The sequence below is a fragment of the Streptomyces yongxingensis genome (assembly GCF_055597465.1).
Window position 1 is genome coordinate 5,088,098 of the sequence record NZ_CM145717.1, and the last position, 17,589, is coordinate 5,105,686.

Below are 17,589 nucleotides of genomic sequence, written 5' to 3' on the forward strand. Positions count from 1 at the left end.
ATGTCTCCATACGCCTACACGAGGTCATGGCCGCGCTACCTGATACGGGCGCGGCCCACCTCGAAGGAGACCTGTCCACGCCCGCTCCCATTCAGGGAGGCACCGTGCACAGCCAACGAAATACCTGGGCGCCGCCGTGATCGACCGGCACAGCGGCGCCTGCATGTCACCCCGTTCGCGGCGTCTTCCGCCGACGAACAAGCCGGTCCCCCTTCTTCCTGCCATCGCAGCGGCTAGCGCTGCGGCCGGTTGCCTCCTCCGCCCGTCCGGGCCGCTTCTGTGCGGTGCCGTACGGGCGGGGTGTGGGGAGCCGGACAGTCCGGCCCGCATCCGAGAGGACGTGTCATGGGCCTGTTCAGCAAGAAGAGCGAGTTGGTCGAGGAAGCCGCGAACACGCACAGCGTGGCGCGGACGGCGCAGCGGGTTCACGGGTTCGGCAGTGCCGAGCACCGGCCGTATTTGCAGGAGGCCGCGAGGGCTGAGCGGGAGGCCCGGAACGCTGGGGCCACCTGGGAGGAACTGGACGCCGCCAGGGCCAACTACACCAACTGACGAGCCGGGTATTCCGGCACCGCCTGATTCGGGGAGGGCTTATGTGGAGCAGCATCATTGCCGTGGTGGGGACCCTGCTGGGGTCGGCTGTGGCGTACGTCTTACAGCAGCGGGCCGGGCGGGTCGAGCGGGCCGAGGCCCGTACCGAGGTTCGTCGGAGTGACCGGCTGGCCGCCGTGACCGCGCTGGTGGCGGCGCTGGCCGAGCACCGCCGGGCGATGTGGGTGCGTGAGGATCTGCGGATGACCGGCGACGCCCCCGAGGCGTACGCCGCTGCCCGCGCCGACAGCCACACCACCCGCGCCGCGATCACCGCGCCCCTGACCACGGTCGCTCTCCTGGCCCCCGAGCTGACCGGGATGGCCGAGGACGCGGCGCGAGCCACCTACGCGCTGCGTGGGGCCCCTGACCCCAACGCGCTTGCCGCACGTCGGGAGGACGCCATCGAGGCGGCTGACCGGCTGGTGACGGCGGCTGCCGCTCTGTTCTAAGGCCCGTCCCCGACGAGCCTTCCCATTACTTCAACGGCGCGCGGCGCCCGGTGCTGCAACACCGGGCGCCGCTGTTCGGGCCGTACCACTGTTGAAAGGAACCACGACCCATGAAGCACATCGCTGCTGATCAGGCGGTTGTTACCGCCGACCTGTCCGACCGCGAGCCGACAGCCGCTGAGCTGGACGCGATCGACCTTGAGATGCCGCTCATCGCGGCCGAGGTCGAGTTGCTGGACGTGCAGATCATGACGCTTGACCGGCCGGTGTCCGAGCTGGACGCGCGCCGTATCCGCCGGGCCCACCGGCGGGTGCTGGCCGCCCGCCGTGAGCTGGCCAACCGCGCCGCCGACCTGAGCACGTCGGAGGTGAGGGCGTGAACACGCTGGATTCGAACCTTGCCGCCGCGCATGCGGAGGTGAAGGCGGAAATCGCCCGGACCGATGGCAAGGCCAGCCTGCTGCTGGCGTTCATCGGCGCGGTGCTGGCCGGTGTGTGGACCGTCGCTGGCGACGCGCACCTTCCCACCCCCGTGTACGTGGTCGGTGGCATGGGCGTGCTGCTGCTGGTGACGGCCGCTGCGCTGCTGCTGCGGGTGGTCCGGCCGAACATGTCCGGCGCGGTGGCGGGTTTCCCGCTGTGGGCCCGGCTGACCGGCGACGAGATCCGCGCCCTGCTGGCCGAGGACCGGCGCGGGGAGGACATCGCGAACCTCTCGCGGATCGCGCTGCTCAAGTTCGCCGCCCTTCAGCGCGCGATCGACGTGACCCGCGCGGCCGGGGCCCTGCTGGTCGTGGCTGCTGGTATGGCCGTGGGGGGTGCGCTGTGAGCGAGGCCATCACCCCCGGGGCGGCTCCGGCCGAGGACGCCGTTACAGCGCTGCTGCGGGCCGTGCATGACGCGCTGGACCTGCCGCTGCCGGGCCTGGCCGATGAGGACGAGCGGGAGCATTACCAGCTGCTGACCGACCGTGCGGCCGTTGCGCGGATCGTTCTGGCCGGTGTCCTGGAACACGACCACGCCCTTGAGTCGGCCACCGCGTACCTGCGCGGCCGGACCGAAACCGCGCCGGTCACCTACACCCCCTGGGAAGACACAGGGGGCCCGGCATGAACGGCAAGGCGAAGGTCGCCCTCGTTCTCGCTCTGGTCGGCGTGGTCGGGATGGCGTTCCGGGTGTCGTGGAACGCGCTGCGGGACGTCGCTGCCGCGATCGGTGCCGACGAGACGGCCGCGACGCTGTACCCGTTCGTGGTCGACGGTCTGATGGCTTTGGCTCTGGTTGCCGCGCTGGTGCTGACCGACCGGGCCGACCGGCGGTTCGCGCTGCGAGTGCTGGCCGCCTACACGACCGCCTCACTGGTCCTGAACTACGTTCACGGACTGGTCCCCGAGCTGCACAGCGGTTCGGTCGACGCGGGCCGACTGACTGACTTGGGCAAGGTCGGTTGGGTCCTGGTGCTGCTCGCCACGTCGCTTCCGGTCGGGTCGATCTACTTCGGGTCGGATCTGGTCGCCAAGGTGCTCCACCACCGACCCGAGCCGACCGATGCGGATAAAACGGCTGAGGTTGGTAGCAATCGGTCTATATCTTACCTGGGAGAGTCGGCCGACGAGCCTCCCGCCCCGGGCGCCGCCCCGACCCCCTTTCCCGCCCCGGCTCCGGTCGAGCTGCCCGGCCCCGACCGGTCGGCCCCGTCCGCTGTGGCGGTGGCGGCTGAGTCGGCCCGTCCGCGTCGGGCGACCGGTCGAGTACCTAAGTCGGCCCGGCCCACCCGACCGAAGCGGACACCCGCCGAACTGTTCGACGAGGCCCGAGAAGCAACCGCCGAGTGGGCCGATGCCGAACTGACCGCCGAGCGCATCCGCAAGGAGGTCCACACCTCAGCGGAGAAGGCGCGCGGTCTGCGGGATGCGCTCCGTGCCGAGCGCGCCGAGTCGTCCGCCGCTACTGAGACGGCGGCCGCCTGATGTCCCCGGCATTCGGCAAGTGCTACGACCCCACCGGCACCACATGGGGCCTGGTCACGTACCCGTGGCGACTGGCGCCGGACGGCTACGCGACGCGTCGTCAGTTACGGGCTCGTGGTCTGCGCCCGGGTGGTCAGCCGATAGCGGCTCAGGTGATGCGCCGCTCCCGCCGCCGCAAGTCCGGTGTGTCGGTGGCCTACCTCTACCGCCTGGACCTGGCCAAGCCCGTTCGGCCGATGACCCCGGCCCTGTGGCGCTCCCACGAGGCGATGATGCGCGCCCGCCGGACCTGCCCCCAGTGCTCCACGGACGCGGGTTACTGCATCCCCACTTCGCTCGGAGTGTGCGTGACCTGCGCCTATCCCGACGATTACACGGAGGCGGCATGACCACGCCCCTGCCCTACCACCCGCCCGGTGAGCCGGTCCCCGACCTGCTCACCCCCGCCCCCTACAGCCCCACCCAGCAGCCGCTGAGCGGGGCTGTCGAACTCGCCGCCGAGCGTGGGCCCGTGGTCTACGTGCCCGGCGCTCACGGCGGCTTCGTGGCCGTCCGCCGCGAGGATCTGCCGACCATCCACACCCCCGCACCCGTTCCGGCCCCGTCCGGGGCGGACCCGCAGGCTCAGCGGGTGGCCGCCAAGGGCGTGTTCGCTGCTGGCGCTGGGGTGGGTGCGTACTTCGCCGCCGGGGCCGCCGCGATCGTCGTGGATTCCCTCGTTAAGGCCCTCCTCGCCGGGGGTGTGGCTGCTGGTGCGGCCCTGGCCACCGGCCGCCGCAAGAGCGGCGACACCTACATCACCAACCACCACGTGGCCAACCGCTGGTTCGGCCGCTCCCACACCACCATCCGCAACCGCTGACCCGGGAGAACTCCCCATGGACGACATCGTCCGCACCGCCGAACAGATCATCACCCTCGCCCGCGTCCGTGACTACGTCGCCGCGATGGGCCTGGTCGACCTGAACGACCCCGAAGAGCTGTCCAGCCGCCTTACTGAGGCCAGGACCCTTCTCGCGGAGGTGGCCGCCACGGTCACCCAGCCCACCACCGACGACGTGGAGCGCCTCGCCGAACAGATCCTCACCCTCGAAGCCGTGCGCGCCCTGGTGAGCGAGTACGGGGACGTCCCCGCGACCGACACCGGCCGCCTCCTCGGACACCTCATGGCCACCGAAGTGCAGCTCATCGAGGTGAACGGGGTGTTCGGCGAATCCGAGCACACCACCTGACCGGCACCCGCGTACCCATTTCCTCTGTGACCAGGAAGGACACCGTTGTGAGCGAGGCTTTCCGCTCCTACACCCCGGCCGAGAAGCGCAAGCGCGCCTGGCTCATCCTGCGCGGCGTCAAGCAGGCGGCCGCCGATGCCGTGGACCCGAAGATCGAGCGGCAGATCGACGCCATCGACGACGCCGCTGAGGAGCGCGGCCGCCTGGAGGCCGCCGCTCTGCACCGCCAGAACGAGAAGGCCAAGGCCGAGCTGGCCACCGCCAAGGCCGCCCTACGCGCCGCCTCCCGCGAGGACAAGGCCGCCGCCCGTACCGCGCTCACGCAGGCGGAGAAGCGGGCGCGGGCCACCGCGCAGGCGATTCGCCGCGCGGGTCTGTGACCTGGCCCCGGGGCGGCCCTTCTCCCGGCCAAGGAATACCGGCCGCCCCGGGGCTCTCACCCCTACTCCCGCCCCCGAAAGGGGGGCAGTTGAGGAGACTTCCAGCATGAGCGACAACGTCGTTCACCTCCACAAGCACACCCCAACTCCCACCCCCGAGGACCGGCCGACCCTGACCGTGGTCGAGGCCACGCCCGCGCCGGCCGTGCCGTTGTGGGTGCGCTCCGGCCGCGCCGCGCGGACGGCCGTCACGCACGAGCGCACCAAGACCGCCGCCCGTGCGGTCGTCCGGCACAACATGTACGTGGTGGGCGGGGCGCGGATCGTTGCCCGCCGCACCTGGGACAGCCGGACCGCCTCCCGCTATGAGCGCATGCTGCGGGCCGCCGAAGCCGCGGGAAACTATGAGGTGGCCGCCGAGTGGGAGGAGCGCGGGCAGCGCTTCCGCGAGGCGAGGCACCGCCGCCGGATGGACCTGCTGCGCGCCCCGGTCGCCATGGCCAAGGGCGCCGTGGTCGGCACCGGCGTGGGCATGGGCGCGCTGGTGGCGCTCGGGGTGGTGCTGGCCTGCGCCAACAAGGACATCACCGACGTGGTCACGCCGCTGATGGCCGTGGTCGAGTTCATCCGGCTGCTCATCACCATCGTGGCCATCGTGTGGGGCCCGCTGGTCACGATCGGCCCCATCCTCGCCCTGCTCGGCCTGTGGACGGTCGGCCGCCACCAGCAAGCCGCACCCAACTGGGCCCTGCCCACAGGCGCCCGCAGCAGCGAGGGGGAGCCCATCACCCCCTCGATCGTCGTCAAAGCCCTGCGCGACCTCGGCGTTCCCGCCCTGCGCAACGCCATCAAGGAAATGGGCGACGCCGGGGCCGCGATGCTCTCCCCGATCGTGATCGCCGGATGCGGCGTCGAGCTCGACGTGACCTTGCCTTCCGGGGTCTCCACGATCGAGGTGCAGAACCGGCGCCGGAAGCTCGCGGAGAACCTGTCCCGGCATGAGCACGAGGTGTTCATCACCATCCCCGAAGCGGCCCGCACCGTCAGGTTGTGGGTTGCCGATTCCGGGGCGCTTGATGAGCCGATCGGGCCGTCCCCGCTGGTCACCGACGAGACCCTGACCGCCGACTACAAGAAGGGCCGCGCCCCCTGGGGTCAGGATCTGCGTGGGGACGCTGCCGCGCTGAGCCTGTTTCAGCGGCACTTGCTGGTCACGGGTCTGTCGAACCAGGGCAAGACCGCGTCCTTGCGCGCGCTGGCCCTGTGGGCGGCGCTGGACCGCACGGTGGAATTCCGGATCGCTGACCTGAAGGGCGTAGGCGACTGGGCCATGTTCGATGGCCTGGCCACCGTGCTGATCCAGGGTCCGGCCGATGAGAACGTCATCGAGGCCACCGAGATGGTTGAGGGTCTGGTGGTGGAGATGAACCGCCGGATCGAGGCGCGCAGGCTCGACCCCAAGGCCGTCTTCGCGCCGCTGATCGGCATCGTGGACGAGGCACAGGTGGCGTTCATGTGCCCGGTCAAGGACGAGGAGAACCGGCCCTACGGCGGCTCCAAAGCCACCTCCCGGTACTTCATGGCCGTCCGCAAGGTCCACAACCAGGGCCGGGCGGTCGACGTGATCCTGTGGGAGGGCACACAGGACCCCACCGACCAGAACCTCCCCAAGCTCGTACGCGAGGGTGCCCACACCCGGGCCTCCCTCGCCCTGGGCACCGAGTCCCAGGCCCGCATGGCGCTGGGAGACAAGGCCGTCGACGGCGGGGCCGCGCCGCACCTGCTGAGGCAGGGGCTGGACAAGGGAACCCTGGTCGTCGCCAGTGACGGGATCGAGATCCCCAAGGGGCAGTCGTCCCTCACGGTGCGCACGCACTACATCGACGACGACCAGGCCGAGGCCATCATCAACCGGGCCAAGGCCCTCCGGGACGGCGTGACCACCTTGCATGTCATCGACCGGGGTGAGGAGCGGAACCCGCTCGCCGACATCGCCGACGTGGTCGGGGACGCCTCGCGCGTGCTCACCCAGGACGTGCTCAAGCGGCTCGCCGCGCTGGACGCCGACGTCTACGGCAAGTGGTCATTCATCGACCTCAAGCGCGTCCTGGAGGGCACCGGGGCCGAGCCGTACAAGTCCGATGGCCGCATGGTCGTCGGCCGCGACCGCATCCTGCGCGCTCTCGCCGAGCGGGACGAGACGGATTCCGCTTCCGCTGCCGAGTAGAGGGAGCCGAACCCTCGCGACCCAGGGAGGCAGGGAGAACTCCCTGAACCCCTCCCTGGGCCGCCTCCCTGGCCCTGACCAGCCCAAATGATCCATCAGGGAGGCAGGGAGGCACGCAGGTCAGCACCCCTGAAACCCCCTCCACAGCCGCCCCGACAGGGGGTGCCTCCACCTCCCTGCCCGCTCCGAACACAGATTCCGCATCGACTGACGAGGGGAACGATGGCCGACACCGTGACCGTGAAGCTCCACGTGGAAGACAAGCCCGACATCGTCTACCGGGACAGGGTGATCATCACCCCCGAAATCATCACCTTCGTCTACAGGCTTGACTCAACCGGCCCCGTCGCCGGGATCTGGCCCGTCCGCGCCGAGGTCTACGGGCGCTTCCGGCTGGCACGCCCGGGCAGGTGGAGCTTCAACAACCCGGCTCGGAAAACCCAGTGGTTCTACCAGGGCTGGCCGGAGCACTGGCCTGCCTGGCTCATCGACCTCGGAGCCAAACACCGCCCGCACCGGCCCTGACATCCCGGCTCAAACCCGGGGCGGCCCCCTCTCACGCCAATGATTCAGGGCCGCCCCGGTCTCCATGCCCAATCCATAGAACTGGAGACCTCCAGCATGACCCATGACGCACGCTCCGCGCTGCTCCGCGCAGCGCTGGAGGCCGCTGAACGCGACTGGCACGTCTTCCCCCTCCGACCCGGCACCAAGCCCCCGGCCCTGCACGGCGAGGCATCCTGCACCGGTACGGGCGAGTGCGCGGCCGGGCACCGCAAGTGGGAACAGCGCGCCACCACCGACCCCGACCGCATCCGCACGGCATGGTCACGGGCCCCGTTCAACATCGGCATCGCTACCGGCCCGTCCGGGCTGGTCGTGGTCGACCTCGACATGCCCAAGCCGGAAGACGATGCGGACACGCCTTGCGGCGTGACGTCCTTCCATGCGCTCTACGAGCGCGCCGGGCAGGCCGCCCCCACCACGCTCACGGTGCGGACTCCCAGCGGCGGAAGGCACCTGTACTTCACCACCCCGCCCGGCATCCGCCTGCCCAGCACCAAGGGCACGCTCGCGAAGAAGATCGACACCCGCGCATGGGGCGGCTACGTGGTCGCTGCGGGCAGCATCACCCCCGCCGGGCCGTATGAAGCCGTAGGAGCCCCTGTGGCGGCCCCGCTGCCCTCATGGCTGCTGAGCATCCTCAAACCCGCTCCAAAGCCCGTACAGGCCCCGTCAGTTGCCGTAACGGCGCAATCCCGCCGATACGCCGACACCGCGCTGGCCAACGAGACCCGCAGCGTGGCCGCCGCCCAACACGGCGGACGCGAAGCGGCCCTGTTCCGGGCGGCGCGAGCACTCGGGCGGTTCATCGCGTGGGGCGACCTCCCCCGGTCCGTGGTCGAGGATGCTCTTCAGGGAGCGGGGGAGGCGGCCGGACTCACCGCGTCCGAGTGCCGCTCGACCCTCCGCAGCGCGCTGAACTGGTCCATCGCACACAACCAGCAGCGCCGGGAGACGGCATGAACACCCCCCGCCGCCCTCCCCTGAAGAGCATCCCCAGCACCGCCGACCAGCCGGGCCCCGCCGAACCGGGCCTGCCCCCGGACGGCCGTAGCGCGCCGAAAGTCGTCGGCCGGAAGGCCGTCCCTTCTGCTCTTCGCTCTGGCCAGCAGCAGGGAGACGGCCGGTACCCGGTCGGGTGGCTCCACATCACCGCACCCCCGGACCGCAGGGCCACCCCCACCGCCCACTCGTGGTGCGCATGCGGCCGGGACCGCAGCGCGGTCGGCCGTCGCGGGGTGCTGGCGCTGATCGCTGACCACGAAGCCCACAAGACCGCCTGCCCGCTCCGCAGCTCTCAGGAAGGGAGGACTGCCGCATGACCGCCGAAGAACTGCCCGCCCCCACCAACCCCATGGCTGTCGCGCGTCGTCTCCTCCCGGACTGGCAGACCGAGGACGGGCACCTGCTGTGCAGGCGCTGGCGCGGCTCGTGGATGCGGTGGACCGGCACCTGCTGGCGGGAGCTGGACGAGCAGCAGGTGAAGAAGTCCATGTACGAGCGGCTGGAGCACGCCACCTACCAGGCAGGCACCGACAAGGACGGGGAGCCGGAGATTCGCGACTGGGCCCCCACCAAACCGAAGATCGGCAACCTGCTGGACGCCCTCGGGGCCATCACCCTGCTGCCCACGGACATGGACGCCCCCGCCTGGCTCGACCGGCAAGCCGCCGACCGGGACGACGGCCCCATCGTCGCGTGCGAGAACGGGTTGCTGCGCATCCGGGACCGCGCGCTGCTGCCGCACAGTCCTGACTTCTTCAACCTCGTCTCCGTCCCCTTCGCCTACGACCCGCACGCCAGCGCGCCCACCTGGGAACGCTTCCTGCGGCAGGTCTGGCCAGATGACCCCGAGTCCATCCGGGCGGTTCAGGAGTGGTTCGGGTACGTCCTGTCCGGCCGTACCGAGCAACAGAAGATCCTTCTCATGGTCGGGCCGTCGCGTTCGGGCAAGGGGACCATCGCCCGGGTGCTGAAAGAGCTGGTGGGCAAGGAGAACCTCGCGGGGCCCACCCTCGCCGGACTCGGCACGAACTTCGGTCTGTCCACCCTGATCGGCAAGCCGCTGGCGGTCATCTCCGACGCCCGGCTGTCCGGCAACGACAACAGCCAGGTGGTGGAACGGCTGCTGACCATCTCCGGCGAAGACACCATCGACATCGACCGCAAATACCGCGAGCCGTGGACCGGCAAACTGCCCACGCGGCTGATGATCCTGTCCAACGAGCTGCCGCACTTCGGCGACTCCTCCGGAGTCATCGCCCGCCGCTTCATCCTGCTCAACACGACGGTGTCCTGGCTGGGCAAGGAAGACCCCACCCTCATGGACAAGCTCATCGCGGAGATGCCCGGCATCCTCAACTGGGCCCTCGATGGACTCGCCCGACTGGAGTCCATCGGCCGGATCACAGAGCCAGCGTCCAGTCGCGATGCAGTTACCACCATGCAGGACACCGCCTCACCCACCAGCGCATTCATCCGCGAACGCTGCACCACCGGACCCACGTGCAGCGTGCCCGTGGACGCGCTGTGGGGGGTCTGGCGGGAGTGGGCCGAAGACAACGGCGTTCGTGCTGGCACGAAGCAGGTGTTTGGACGCAACCTGCTGTCTGTCGTCCCTCAGCTCCATCGGACGCGGCCCCGTGACCCGTACGGGCGACAGGTGGCCACCTACAACGGACTCACCCTCAAGTCCGAACCACATCTCCCTGAGACGTGACTCATCGCGACTCAGGCGCCCTCCAACCCGCTCTGAGTCGCGATGAGTCGCGACTCAGAGCAATGTGGGCGCAACTCCCCAGCCTTTCACCAACCGGCTGTTCGAAGGAGTCGAACGCGTGGCACGCGACGAAAAGCTCAAGCTCCCCGAAGTCCTCAAAGAGATCAAGATGAGCCGCGCCGCCTTCTACCGGATGCGCGCCCGGGGCAAGGCCCCGAAGCTCACCAAGCTCCCCAACGGTCACCTTCGCGTTCTGCGTAGCGACCTGGATGCCTGGTGGCGAGACCTCGATTCCCCTGCTTACTGACCTCGGCTCGAAGGGGTCCGGTCGCACTCTGCGGCCGGACCCCTTTCTCATGGAAGGACCCCCGTGGGACACACGTTCAACGTCCGCATCTGGGCCGTACGACAGCGGAAGGATCTGCGCCGGACCACAGCGGAACTCCGCTGGAAGGTCGGCAGCACGCCCCACTCCGAGAGCTTTGCCACCAAGACTCAGGCCGATGGCCGCCGCGCCGAACTGCTCATGGCCGTCAACAAGGGCGAAGCGTTCGATGAGGTCACCGGCCTGCCACTGTCCGAGCTACGAAAGCTCAACGATGTGAGCTGGTACCAGCACGCACGCGACTACATCGAGATGAAATGGCCGGCCGCCCCCGCCAAGACGCGCACCACCCTGGCCGAAGCGATGGCGAGCGCCACCCCGGCCCTGGTCACCACCCGTCGCGGAATGCCCGACGCGAGGGAACTCCGCCGGGCCCTCTACAGCTGGGCGTTCAACATGAACCGCTGGAAGGAGGACCCGCCCAGGGACGTGGAACGCATCCTCGCGTGGGTGGAACGGAACACGGTGCCCGTGAGCGCGCTGGATGACCCCCTGCTCCTGCGGAAGGTGCTCACCGCGTTCACGCTGCGCCTCGACGGCGAGCACGCCGCAGCGTCCGTGATCCGCCGCAAGCGCGCGATCTTCCATAACGCCCTGGGCTTCGCCGTGGAGGCACGGCGGCTCACCACGAACCCGCTCCCCCAGGTGCAGTGGACCATCCCGGATTCGGTGGAGCAGGTGGACCCCGGTGCCGTGGTGAACCCCCGGCAGGCGCGCCGCCTGCTCGACGCCGTCGCCGAGCAGGGCGACCGGGGTAAGCACCTCCGGGCGTTCTTCGGCTGTCTCTACCACGCGGGCATGCGCCCTGGTGAGGCCGTGTGGCTACGGCGCGCGAACTGCGACCTTCCCGCCACGGGCTGGGGGACGCTGCGGCTCGACGGCTCCCGGCCGCGTGTCGGCAGTTCCTGGACGGACTCCGGGACCGCACACGACGAGCGCGGACTGAAGCGGCGCCCCCGGAAGGAAGTGCGATCGGTTCCGATCCCGCCGGACCTGGTGACGATGCTGCGGGATCACCTGGTGATGTACGGCACGGCCCCCGACGGTCGGCTGTTCCAAACCGCCCGGGGCGGTCTGGTGCAGGAGAGCGGCTACGGGGAGGTCTGGGCGCGGGCCCGCAAGCAGGTGCTCACGCCGGAGCAGCAGGCTTCGGCGCTGGCCGCCCGCCCCTACGACCTGCGTCACGCTTGCGTGTCCCTGTGGCTGAACTCCGGGGTGGACCCCATGGAGGTCGCGCGCCGCGCCGGTCACACCGTGGCCGTCCTGCTGAAGGTCTACGCGAAGTGCCTCGACGGAGCGACCACCATGGCGAACGCGCGCATCGACAAGGCGCTGAAGACCTGGAAGTGATCGGAATCTCCGTCCCACAGATGTCCCACACGCGCTGGTCAACACGCGAAATCGAGTGAGACAGTCTGGGACATTCCCTACCATTCCGGGCGTGATTCCCATCTGCCGACGAGAACGGCCCCTGACCGCGTTTCCGCAGTTCAGGGGCCGGTTCCCTCGTGTGGCGGCGCCAGGATTCGAACCTGGGTAGGCTAAGCCGACGGATTTACAGTCCGCTCCCATTGGCCACTCGGGCACACCGCCTGGGATGTGGCCAGGTGCCCCGCTCTCGCGGCGCTGCTCCCTGGCAACGACGTAAACGATACCTGATGTGCGGGGGTGCTTCGCCACCCGGTTGATCGCCGCTCGATCATGGCCGAGATCGCTAGGCTGGCCGGAGCGGTCCGCTGGGCCGTGCCACTGACGGATCTACGTACGAGGAGCCAACTCACGATGGCCGACTCCAGTTTCGACATCGTCTCGAAGGTCGAGCGGCAGGAGGTCGACAACGCTCTGAACCAGGCGAGCCGCGAGATCTCCCAGCGTTATGACTTCAAGAACGTCGGCGCCTCGATCGCGTGGTCGGGCGAGCGGATCGAGATGCGGGCCAACTCCGAGGAGCGGGTCAAGGCGATCCTCGACGTCTTCCAGTCCAAGCTGGTCAAGCGCGGGATCTCGCTGAAGGCCCTGGACGCGGGCGAGCCGCAGGCGTCGGGCAAGGAGTACAAGATCTTCGCCTCGCTGCAGGAGGGGATCTCTCAGGAGAACGCGAAGAAGGTCGCCAAGATCATCCGCGACGAGGGCCCCAAGGGCGTCAAGGCGCAGGTGCAGGGCGATGAGCTGCGGGTGACCTCCAAGAGCCGGGACGACCTCCAGGCCGTGATCGCCCTGATCAAGGGCAAGGACCTCGACTTCGCGGTGCAGTTCGTCAACTACCGGTAGGCAGCGCGGACCGGTGCGGCAGGGGCGGTGCGGCACGGCCGTGCCGCCCCTGGCGCTGTCGGCGCCCCCGGTCAGCGGTGGGCGAAGGGCTGGTCGGTGGGGACGATTTCGTGGCCGAGAGGGGCCAGGGAGATCGGGATGAGCTTGAAGTTGGCCAGGCCCAGGGGGATGCCGATGATCGTGAGGCAGAGGGCGACACCGGTGACGAGGTGGCCGAGGGCCAGCCACCAGCCCGCGAGGACGAGCCAGAGGACGTTGCCGACGCAGGAGGGTGCTCCGGCGTCGCGGCGGGGGACGGCGGTGCGGCCGAAGGGCCACAGGGCGAAACCGGCGATGCGCCAGGACGCGATCGCGAAGGGGATGCCGATGATCGTGACGAAGAGCAGGACCCCGGCGAGGAGATAGAGGATCGCCATCCAGATGCCGGAGAAGATCAGCCAGACCAGGTTCAGGAGCGTTTTCACGGGCGGCCGCCTCCTGCCATCTGCTCGAGGCGGGCGATGCGCTCCCGCATGGGCGGGTGGGTGGAGAAGAGCTTGGCCATGCCCTCACCGGCGCGGAAAGGGTTGGCGATCATCAGGTGGCTGGCGGTCTCCAGGCGGGGCTCGGGCGGCAGCGGAAGCTGCTTGGTGCCCGCTTCCAGCTTGCGCAGGGCGCTGGCGAGGGCCAGGGGGTCGCCGGTGAGCTGGGCGCCGGAGGCGTCCGCCTCGTACTCGCGGGAGCGGCTCACGGCGAGCTGGATGATCGAGGCCGCGAGCGGGCCGAGGAGCATGATCAGCAGCATGCCGAGGAAGCCGGGGCCCTCGTCGTCGTCGGACCGGCCCATGGGGATCAGCCAGGCGAAGTTCACCAGGAACATGATGACGCTGGCGAGCGCGCCCGCGATCGAGGAGATCAGGATGTCCCGGTTGTAGACATGGCTGAGCTCATGGCCGATGACCCCGCGCAGCTCGCGCTCGTCCAGCAGCCGCAGGATGCCGTCGGTGCAGCAGACCGCCGCGTTACGGGGGTTGCGGCCGGTGGCGAAGGCGTTGGGGGCCTCGGTCGGGGAGATGTAGAGCCGGGGCATCGGCTGGCGCGCGGCCGTGGAGAGCTCGCGCACCATCCGGTACAGCCCTGGCGCCTCGAACTCGCTGACGGGGCGGGCGCGCATCGCGCGCAGGGCGAGCTTGTCACTGTTCCAGTAGGCGTACGCGTTGGTCCCGAGTGCGACGATCACCGCGATGATCAGTCCGGTACGGCCGAAGAGGCTGCCGATGACGATGATGAGCGCGGACAGACCACCGAGGAGTACGGCGGTCTTCAGCCCGTTGTGCCGGCGGTGCACGGTGTGCCCTCCCGATGTGCCGCAGGGGAACCCTTTGCCTGGTGTCTCCACCTTCCAGTGGACCCTCCTGAAAAAGTCAACGTCAGGCGAAGGGCACCAGTTCCCTTGTGCACATGGGCGCGGACCCACGGGGCCCGCGGGGGTGCCTGCGGCAGGGTGTCCGAGGCGCATCGCGGAACGAGTTGCGGGGCGCCGGAGAGGGCGATGCCGAAGGCCGCGGCGAGGTCCGGGGCGGCCGTAAGGCGGGCGCGGCGCACGGCGGACCAGGCGCGCGGCGCCCGCGGGTGAGGCCCGCGGGGGCGGTTGCGCGGTACGCGGTTACAGCAGGGTGTCCGAGGCGAATCGCAGGACGAGTTGCGGGGCGCCGGAGAGGGCGATGCCGGCGGCCGCGGTGAGGGCGATGGCGGCCGTAAGGGGGACGGCGCGGGGGCGGGTGATGGCTGCCCCGGCGGCGGGCACGGGCTCCGTCCCGGCGGCGGGCGCGGGCTCCGGGGTGCGGAAGAGCACCGTCGTCCACTGGAGGTAGTAGTACAGCGCCACCACCACGTTCAGCGCCATCACCACCGCGAGCCAGCCCAGCCCCGCGTCCACCGCCGCCGAGAAGACGGTCACCTTGGCGAAGAGGCCGATGACGCCCGGGGGCAGCCCGGCCAGGCACAGCAGGAAGAAGCCCAGGGCCAGGGCGGCGGCCGGGCGGGCCGCGTACAGCCCGCGGTAGTCGGTGAGCCGGTTGGCCGGGCTCGTACGGGCCACCAGGGCGGCCACGGCGAAGGCGCCGAGGTTCACGACCGCGTACATCAGGGCGTACGCGACGGTGGAGCCGACGGCGCGGGAGGCGTCCCGGCCGGAGTCGGCGTAGCCGGCCGCCGCGATGGGGACCAGCAGATAGCCCGCCTGGGCGACGGAGGACCAGGCGAGCAGCCGTACGGCGCTGAAGGCGCGCTCCGGGCGCTGGCGCAGCGCCGCGGCGTTCCCCGCGGTCATGGTGAGGGCGGCCAGGACGGCGACGGCCGGGCCCCACACATCGGCGTAGGAGGGGAAGGCGAGGACGGTCACCAGGATGAGGCCGGAGAAGCCGACCGCCTTACCGACGACGGACAGATACGCCGCGACGGGCACCGGCGCGCCGACGTAGGTGTCGGGCACCCAGAAGTGGAAGGGCACGGCGGCGGTCTTGAAGGCGAAGCCGACCAGGGTGAGCACGACGCCCGCCTGGGCGAGCGTGTCCAGCCGCGGGTCGACATGGGTGAGGGCGTCGGCGATCCGGGACAGGTGGAGGCTGCCGGTCGCGGCGTAGACGAAGCTGACGCCGAGCAGCATCACGGCGGTCGCGGTGACCGAGGAGAGGAAGAACTTCAGCGCGGCCTCGGAGGAGAGGCGGTCGCCGCGGCGCAGGCCCACGAGGGCGAAGGCCGGGAGCGAGGCCACCTCGAGCGCGATGACCAGGGTGGCCAGATCGCGGGAGGCGGGCAGCAGGGCGGCCCCGGAGGCGGAGGACAGCAGCAGGAACCAGAACTCGCCCGCGGGGAGTTTGAGATCGTCGAGGGCGCTGAAGGACAGCAGCGCGGTGAGCAGCGCCCCGCCGAGCACCAGGAACTGGATGACGAGCGCGAACGTGTCGGCCGTATAGCTGCACGCGTGGGCGCCGGTGGTCAGGCAGAAGGTGGAGCGGTCGCCGTCCAGCAGCGGCAGCAGGGCGAGCGCGGCCAGGGCCAGTCCCGCTATCGCTCCCCAGCCCAGCAGGTGCTTCCTGCGCTCGGGCAGGAAGAGGTCCGCGACGAGGACGGCGAGGCCGGCCAGGGCCGCGATGGTGGGCGGTGCGACGGCGAGCCAGTCGACGGACTGCACGAGGCTCGTGGCGAGGCTCGAGGCGTTCGGAGTCATCGGGTGCCTCCCGCGAGGAGCTGCTGCACGGCCGGGTCGGTGAGGCCGAGGAGGGCCGCGGGCCACAGTCCGGCGAGGACGGTGAGGGCCACCAGGGGGCTCCAGGCGGCGAATTCATGGCCGTGGACGTCGGCCAGGGCGGGCCGCTCGGCCTCGCTCCCGGTGCCGGGCTCGATCGGATGGTCGCCCATGCAGACGCGCCGTACGACGATGAGCATGTAGGCGGCGGTGAGCAGGGTGCCGAAGGCGGCGAGCGCCATATAGGTGAGATACGCCGGGCGGCTGAGCCCGTCGGCGGGGTCGAAGGCGCCGAACATGGCGAGCATCTCGCCCCAGAACCCGGCGAGTCCGGGCAGCCCCAGGGAGGCCACCGCGCCGAAGGCGAGCAGCCCGCCGAGGCGTGGCGCCCTGCCGTAGAGGGCGGCACCGCTGGTGCCCGAGAGCTGGTCGAGGTCGGTGGTGCCGGAGCGGTCCTTGAGGGCGCCGACGAGGAAGAAGAGCAGTCCGGTGATCAGGCCGTGGGCGATGTTGGCGAAGAGCGCGCCGTTCACACCGGTGGGGGTGAGGGTCGCGATGCCCAGCAGCACGAAGCCCATATGGCCGACGGAGGAGTAGGCGATCAGCCGCTTGAGGTCGCCCTTGGCGCCGGTGCGTGCGAGGGCGAGGCAGGCGAGGGATCCGTAGATGATGCCGACGACGGCGAACGCGGCGAGGTAGGGCGCGTAGGTGTGGGCCGCGTCGGGGGTCATCGGCAGCACGATGCGGACGAGGCCGTACGTGCCCATCTTGAGCAGCACGCCCGCCAGCAGCACCGAGCCCACGGTGGGGGCGGCGGTGTGGGCGTCCGGGAGCCAGCTGTGCAGCGGCCACATCGGGGCCTTGACGGCGAGTCCGACGATGATGGCGAGGGCCGCGATGAGCTGGGTGGTGTGGCTGAGCTTCGCGCCATTGTCGGTGGCGAGTGCCACCATGTCGAAGGTGCCGCCCTTGAGCCCGACGAGGAGGAGGCCGAGCAGCATGACGACGGAGCCGAGCAGCGTGTAGAGGATGAACCGCCAGGCGGCACGCTCCCGTTCGGCGCCTCCCCACCGGTTGATGAGGAAGTACATCGGGATGAGGACCATCTCGAACGCCAGGAAGAACAGCATCAGGTCCAGCACCGCGAAGCTGGCCAGGGTGCCGGACTCCAGGAGGAGCAGCAGCGCGACGAAGGCTTTGGGGGACGGCCCGGAGGGCCGGTTGAAGTAGGCGTAGAGCGCGCTGAGGAAGGTCAGCAGCGCGGTCAGCACGAGCAGCGGCAGCGAGACGCCGTCCACGCCGAGGTGGATGCGGATGTCCAGGGCCGGGATCCAGCCGATGTCGGTCTGGGCCTGCATCCTGGCCGGGTGGTCGTGGTCGAAACCGGCGGCCAGGGCGATGGCGGCGGCGAGCACCACGCCGGTGACGGTCACGCCGTGGCGCATGACGGCCTGGTCGGGGCCGCGGCCGCGCAGCCCGGGCGGGGCCGGGAGCAGGGCGGCGGCGGAGCCGAGCAGGGGGAGCACGACCAGGGCGGCGAGGAGGAGTTGCAGGACGGTGTGGTTCACG

21 protein-coding genes and 1 tRNA gene are annotated in these 17,589 nt (G+C 70.4%); 17 read left to right on the plus strand and 5 right to left on the minus strand.

Features of this window, described 5'->3' with window-relative positions:
- The first annotated feature begins 345 nt into the window (after positions 1-345).
- From ACZ6TD_RS21630 to ACZ6TD_RS21705, 16 genes are all read left to right on the plus strand, one after another.
- The gene (locus tag ACZ6TD_RS21630) at positions 346-552 is read left to right on the plus strand and encodes a hypothetical protein (protein ID WP_471356400.1); all 207 of its coding nucleotides are present in this window, start codon (positions 346-348) and stop codon (positions 550-552) included.
- Positions 553-593: 41 nt separating this feature from the next.
- Complete coding sequence (locus ACZ6TD_RS21635; protein WP_471356402.1) at positions 594-1,043, plus strand: protein kilB; 450 nt, start codon at positions 594-596, stop codon at positions 1,041-1,043.
- 110 nt (positions 1,044-1,153) lie between these two features.
- Positions 1,154-1,423 carry a DUF6284 family protein gene (locus tag ACZ6TD_RS21640; RefSeq protein ID WP_471356404.1) on the plus strand — a complete coding sequence of 90 codons (270 nt, stop codon included), beginning with the start codon at positions 1,154-1,156 and terminating at the stop codon, positions 1,421-1,423.
- Positions 1,420-1,872 (plus strand): Pycsar system effector family protein, encoded by a 453-nt coding sequence (locus ACZ6TD_RS21645; protein ID WP_471356407.1) that lies wholly within the window; start codon positions 1,420-1,422, stop codon positions 1,870-1,872. Before ACZ6TD_RS21640 ends, ACZ6TD_RS21645 begins: the two co-directional genes overlap by 4 nt.
- Entirely contained in the window at positions 1,869-2,156 is a 288-nt protein-coding gene (locus tag ACZ6TD_RS21650; RefSeq protein WP_471356410.1) for a hypothetical protein, read from the plus strand. The genes ACZ6TD_RS21645 and ACZ6TD_RS21650 overlap by 4 nt, the downstream gene beginning before the upstream one ends.
- Positions 2,153-3,013 carry a DUF2637 domain-containing protein gene (locus ACZ6TD_RS21655; protein ID WP_471356413.1) on the plus strand — a complete coding sequence of 287 codons (861 nt, stop codon included), beginning with the start codon at positions 2,153-2,155 and terminating at the stop codon, positions 3,011-3,013. The genes ACZ6TD_RS21650 and ACZ6TD_RS21655 overlap by 4 nt, the downstream gene beginning before the upstream one ends.
- Positions 3,013-3,402 (plus strand): RRQRL motif-containing zinc-binding protein, encoded by a 390-nt coding sequence (locus ACZ6TD_RS21660; RefSeq protein WP_471356416.1) that lies wholly within the window; start codon positions 3,013-3,015, stop codon positions 3,400-3,402. Before ACZ6TD_RS21655 ends, ACZ6TD_RS21660 begins: the two co-directional genes overlap by 1 nt.
- Positions 3,399-3,875, plus strand: coding sequence for a hypothetical protein (locus tag ACZ6TD_RS21665; RefSeq protein WP_471356419.1), 477 nt, complete (start codon positions 3,399-3,401; stop codon positions 3,873-3,875). The genes ACZ6TD_RS21660 and ACZ6TD_RS21665 overlap by 4 nt, the downstream gene beginning before the upstream one ends.
- A 16-nt stretch (positions 3,876-3,891) precedes the next feature.
- Positions 3,892-4,245, plus strand: coding sequence for a hypothetical protein (locus tag ACZ6TD_RS21670; RefSeq protein WP_471356421.1), 354 nt, complete (start codon positions 3,892-3,894; stop codon positions 4,243-4,245).
- A gap of 47 nt (positions 4,246-4,292) precedes the next feature.
- Complete coding sequence (locus ACZ6TD_RS21675) at positions 4,293-4,625, plus strand: hypothetical protein (RefSeq protein ID WP_471356424.1); 333 nt, start codon at positions 4,293-4,295, stop codon at positions 4,623-4,625.
- A gap of 106 nt (positions 4,626-4,731) precedes the next feature.
- The gene (locus ACZ6TD_RS21680; RefSeq protein ID WP_471356427.1) at positions 4,732-6,852 is read left to right on the plus strand and encodes an ATP-binding protein; all 2,121 of its coding nucleotides are present in this window, start codon (positions 4,732-4,734) and stop codon (positions 6,850-6,852) included.
- A 222-nt stretch (positions 6,853-7,074) separates the two neighbouring features.
- On the plus strand, positions 7,075-7,377 hold the full coding sequence (locus ACZ6TD_RS21685; protein WP_471356429.1) for a hypothetical protein: 303 nt from the start codon (positions 7,075-7,077) through the stop codon (positions 7,375-7,377).
- A 96-nt stretch (positions 7,378-7,473) separates the two neighbouring features.
- Positions 7,474-8,379 carry a bifunctional DNA primase/polymerase gene (locus tag ACZ6TD_RS21690; RefSeq protein ID WP_471356432.1) on the plus strand — a complete coding sequence of 302 codons (906 nt, stop codon included), beginning with the start codon at positions 7,474-7,476 and terminating at the stop codon, positions 8,377-8,379.
- A 355-nt stretch (positions 8,380-8,734) separates the two neighbouring features.
- Positions 8,735-10,135: a DNA primase family protein gene (locus ACZ6TD_RS21695; RefSeq protein WP_471356434.1), complete on the plus strand. Its 1,401-nt coding sequence runs from the start codon at positions 8,735-8,737 to the stop codon at positions 10,133-10,135.
- Between the two features lie 118 nt (positions 10,136-10,253).
- Complete coding sequence (locus tag ACZ6TD_RS21700; protein WP_421109742.1) at positions 10,254-10,442, plus strand: helix-turn-helix transcriptional regulator; 189 nt, start codon at positions 10,254-10,256, stop codon at positions 10,440-10,442.
- A gap of 63 nt (positions 10,443-10,505) precedes the next feature.
- The gene (locus ACZ6TD_RS21705; protein WP_471356437.1) at positions 10,506-11,870 is read left to right on the plus strand and encodes a tyrosine-type recombinase/integrase; all 1,365 of its coding nucleotides are present in this window, start codon (positions 10,506-10,508) and stop codon (positions 11,868-11,870) included.
- Positions 11,871-12,031: 161 nt separating this feature from the next.
- On the opposite strand, the gene ACZ6TD_RS21710 is transcribed toward ACZ6TD_RS21705, so the two are convergent.
- Positions 12,032-12,113: transfer RNA gene (locus ACZ6TD_RS21710), tRNA-Tyr, on the minus strand.
- A gap of 189 nt (positions 12,114-12,302) precedes the next feature.
- Here ACZ6TD_RS21710 and ACZ6TD_RS21715 point away from each other — a divergent pair.
- Positions 12,303-12,791, plus strand: coding sequence for a YajQ family cyclic di-GMP-binding protein (locus tag ACZ6TD_RS21715; protein WP_030835003.1), 489 nt, complete (start codon positions 12,303-12,305; stop codon positions 12,789-12,791).
- Between the two features lie 71 nt (positions 12,792-12,862).
- Here the strand turns inward: ACZ6TD_RS21715 and ACZ6TD_RS21720 are convergent, their stop codons facing one another.
- The 4 genes from ACZ6TD_RS21720 to ACZ6TD_RS21735 all read right to left on the minus strand — a co-directional run bounded on the left by ACZ6TD_RS21720 (position 12,863) and on the right by ACZ6TD_RS21735 (position 17,588).
- Positions 12,863-13,255 carry a YccF domain-containing protein gene (locus tag ACZ6TD_RS21720; protein WP_471356440.1) on the minus strand — a complete coding sequence of 131 codons (393 nt, stop codon included), beginning with the start codon at positions 13,253-13,255 and terminating at the stop codon, positions 12,863-12,865.
- Entirely contained in the window at positions 13,252-14,118 is an 867-nt protein-coding gene (gene htpX, locus ACZ6TD_RS21725) for a zinc metalloprotease HtpX (RefSeq protein WP_471356443.1), read from the minus strand. The genes ACZ6TD_RS21720 and htpX overlap by 4 nt, the downstream gene beginning before the upstream one ends.
- Before the next feature lie 318 nt (positions 14,119-14,436).
- Positions 14,437-16,002 (minus strand): NADH-quinone oxidoreductase subunit N, encoded by a 1,566-nt coding sequence (locus tag ACZ6TD_RS21730; RefSeq protein ID WP_471356445.1) that lies wholly within the window; start codon positions 16,000-16,002, stop codon positions 14,437-14,439.
- Entirely contained in the window at positions 15,999-17,588 is a 1,590-nt protein-coding gene (locus tag ACZ6TD_RS21735; protein WP_471356447.1) for a complex I subunit 4 family protein, read from the minus strand. Before ACZ6TD_RS21735 ends, ACZ6TD_RS21730 begins: the two co-directional genes overlap by 4 nt.
- Between the last annotated feature and the right edge of the window lies 1 nt (position 17,589).

Excerpts from the sequence above, each read along its gene's own strand:
- ACZ6TD_RS21670 (WP_471356421.1), top strand. The coding sequence starts at position 3,892 with ATGGACGACATCGTCCGCACCGCCGAACAGATCATCACCCTCGCCCGC.
- ACZ6TD_RS21730 (WP_471356445.1), bottom strand. The coding sequence starts at position 16,002 with ATGACTCCGAACGCCTCGAGCCTCGCCACGAGCCTCGTGCAGTCCGTC.
- ACZ6TD_RS21685 (WP_471356429.1), top strand. The coding sequence starts at position 7,075 with ATGGCCGACACCGTGACCGTGAAGCTCCACGTGGAAGACAAGCCCGAC.
- ACZ6TD_RS21715 (WP_030835003.1), top strand. The coding sequence starts at position 12,303 with ATGGCCGACTCCAGTTTCGACATCGTCTCGAAGGTCGAGCGGCAGGAG.
- ACZ6TD_RS21635 (WP_471356402.1), top strand. The coding sequence starts at position 594 with ATGTGGAGCAGCATCATTGCCGTGGTGGGGACCCTGCTGGGGTCGGCT.
- ACZ6TD_RS21690 (WP_471356432.1), top strand. The coding sequence starts at position 7,474 with ATGACCCATGACGCACGCTCCGCGCTGCTCCGCGCAGCGCTGGAGGCC.
- ACZ6TD_RS21655 (WP_471356413.1), top strand. The coding sequence starts at position 2,153 with ATGAACGGCAAGGCGAAGGTCGCCCTCGTTCTCGCTCTGGTCGGCGTG.
- ACZ6TD_RS21680 (WP_471356427.1), top strand. The coding sequence starts at position 4,732 with ATGAGCGACAACGTCGTTCACCTCCACAAGCACACCCCAACTCCCACC.
- ACZ6TD_RS21695 (WP_471356434.1), top strand. The coding sequence starts at position 8,735 with ATGACCGCCGAAGAACTGCCCGCCCCCACCAACCCCATGGCTGTCGCG.
- ACZ6TD_RS21640 (WP_471356404.1), top strand. The coding sequence starts at position 1,154 with ATGAAGCACATCGCTGCTGATCAGGCGGTTGTTACCGCCGACCTGTCC.
- ACZ6TD_RS21665 (WP_471356419.1), top strand. The coding sequence starts at position 3,399 with ATGACCACGCCCCTGCCCTACCACCCGCCCGGTGAGCCGGTCCCCGAC.
- ACZ6TD_RS21630 (WP_471356400.1), top strand. The coding sequence starts at position 346 with ATGGGCCTGTTCAGCAAGAAGAGCGAGTTGGTCGAGGAAGCCGCGAAC.
- ACZ6TD_RS21660 (WP_471356416.1), top strand. The coding sequence starts at position 3,013 with ATGTCCCCGGCATTCGGCAAGTGCTACGACCCCACCGGCACCACATGG.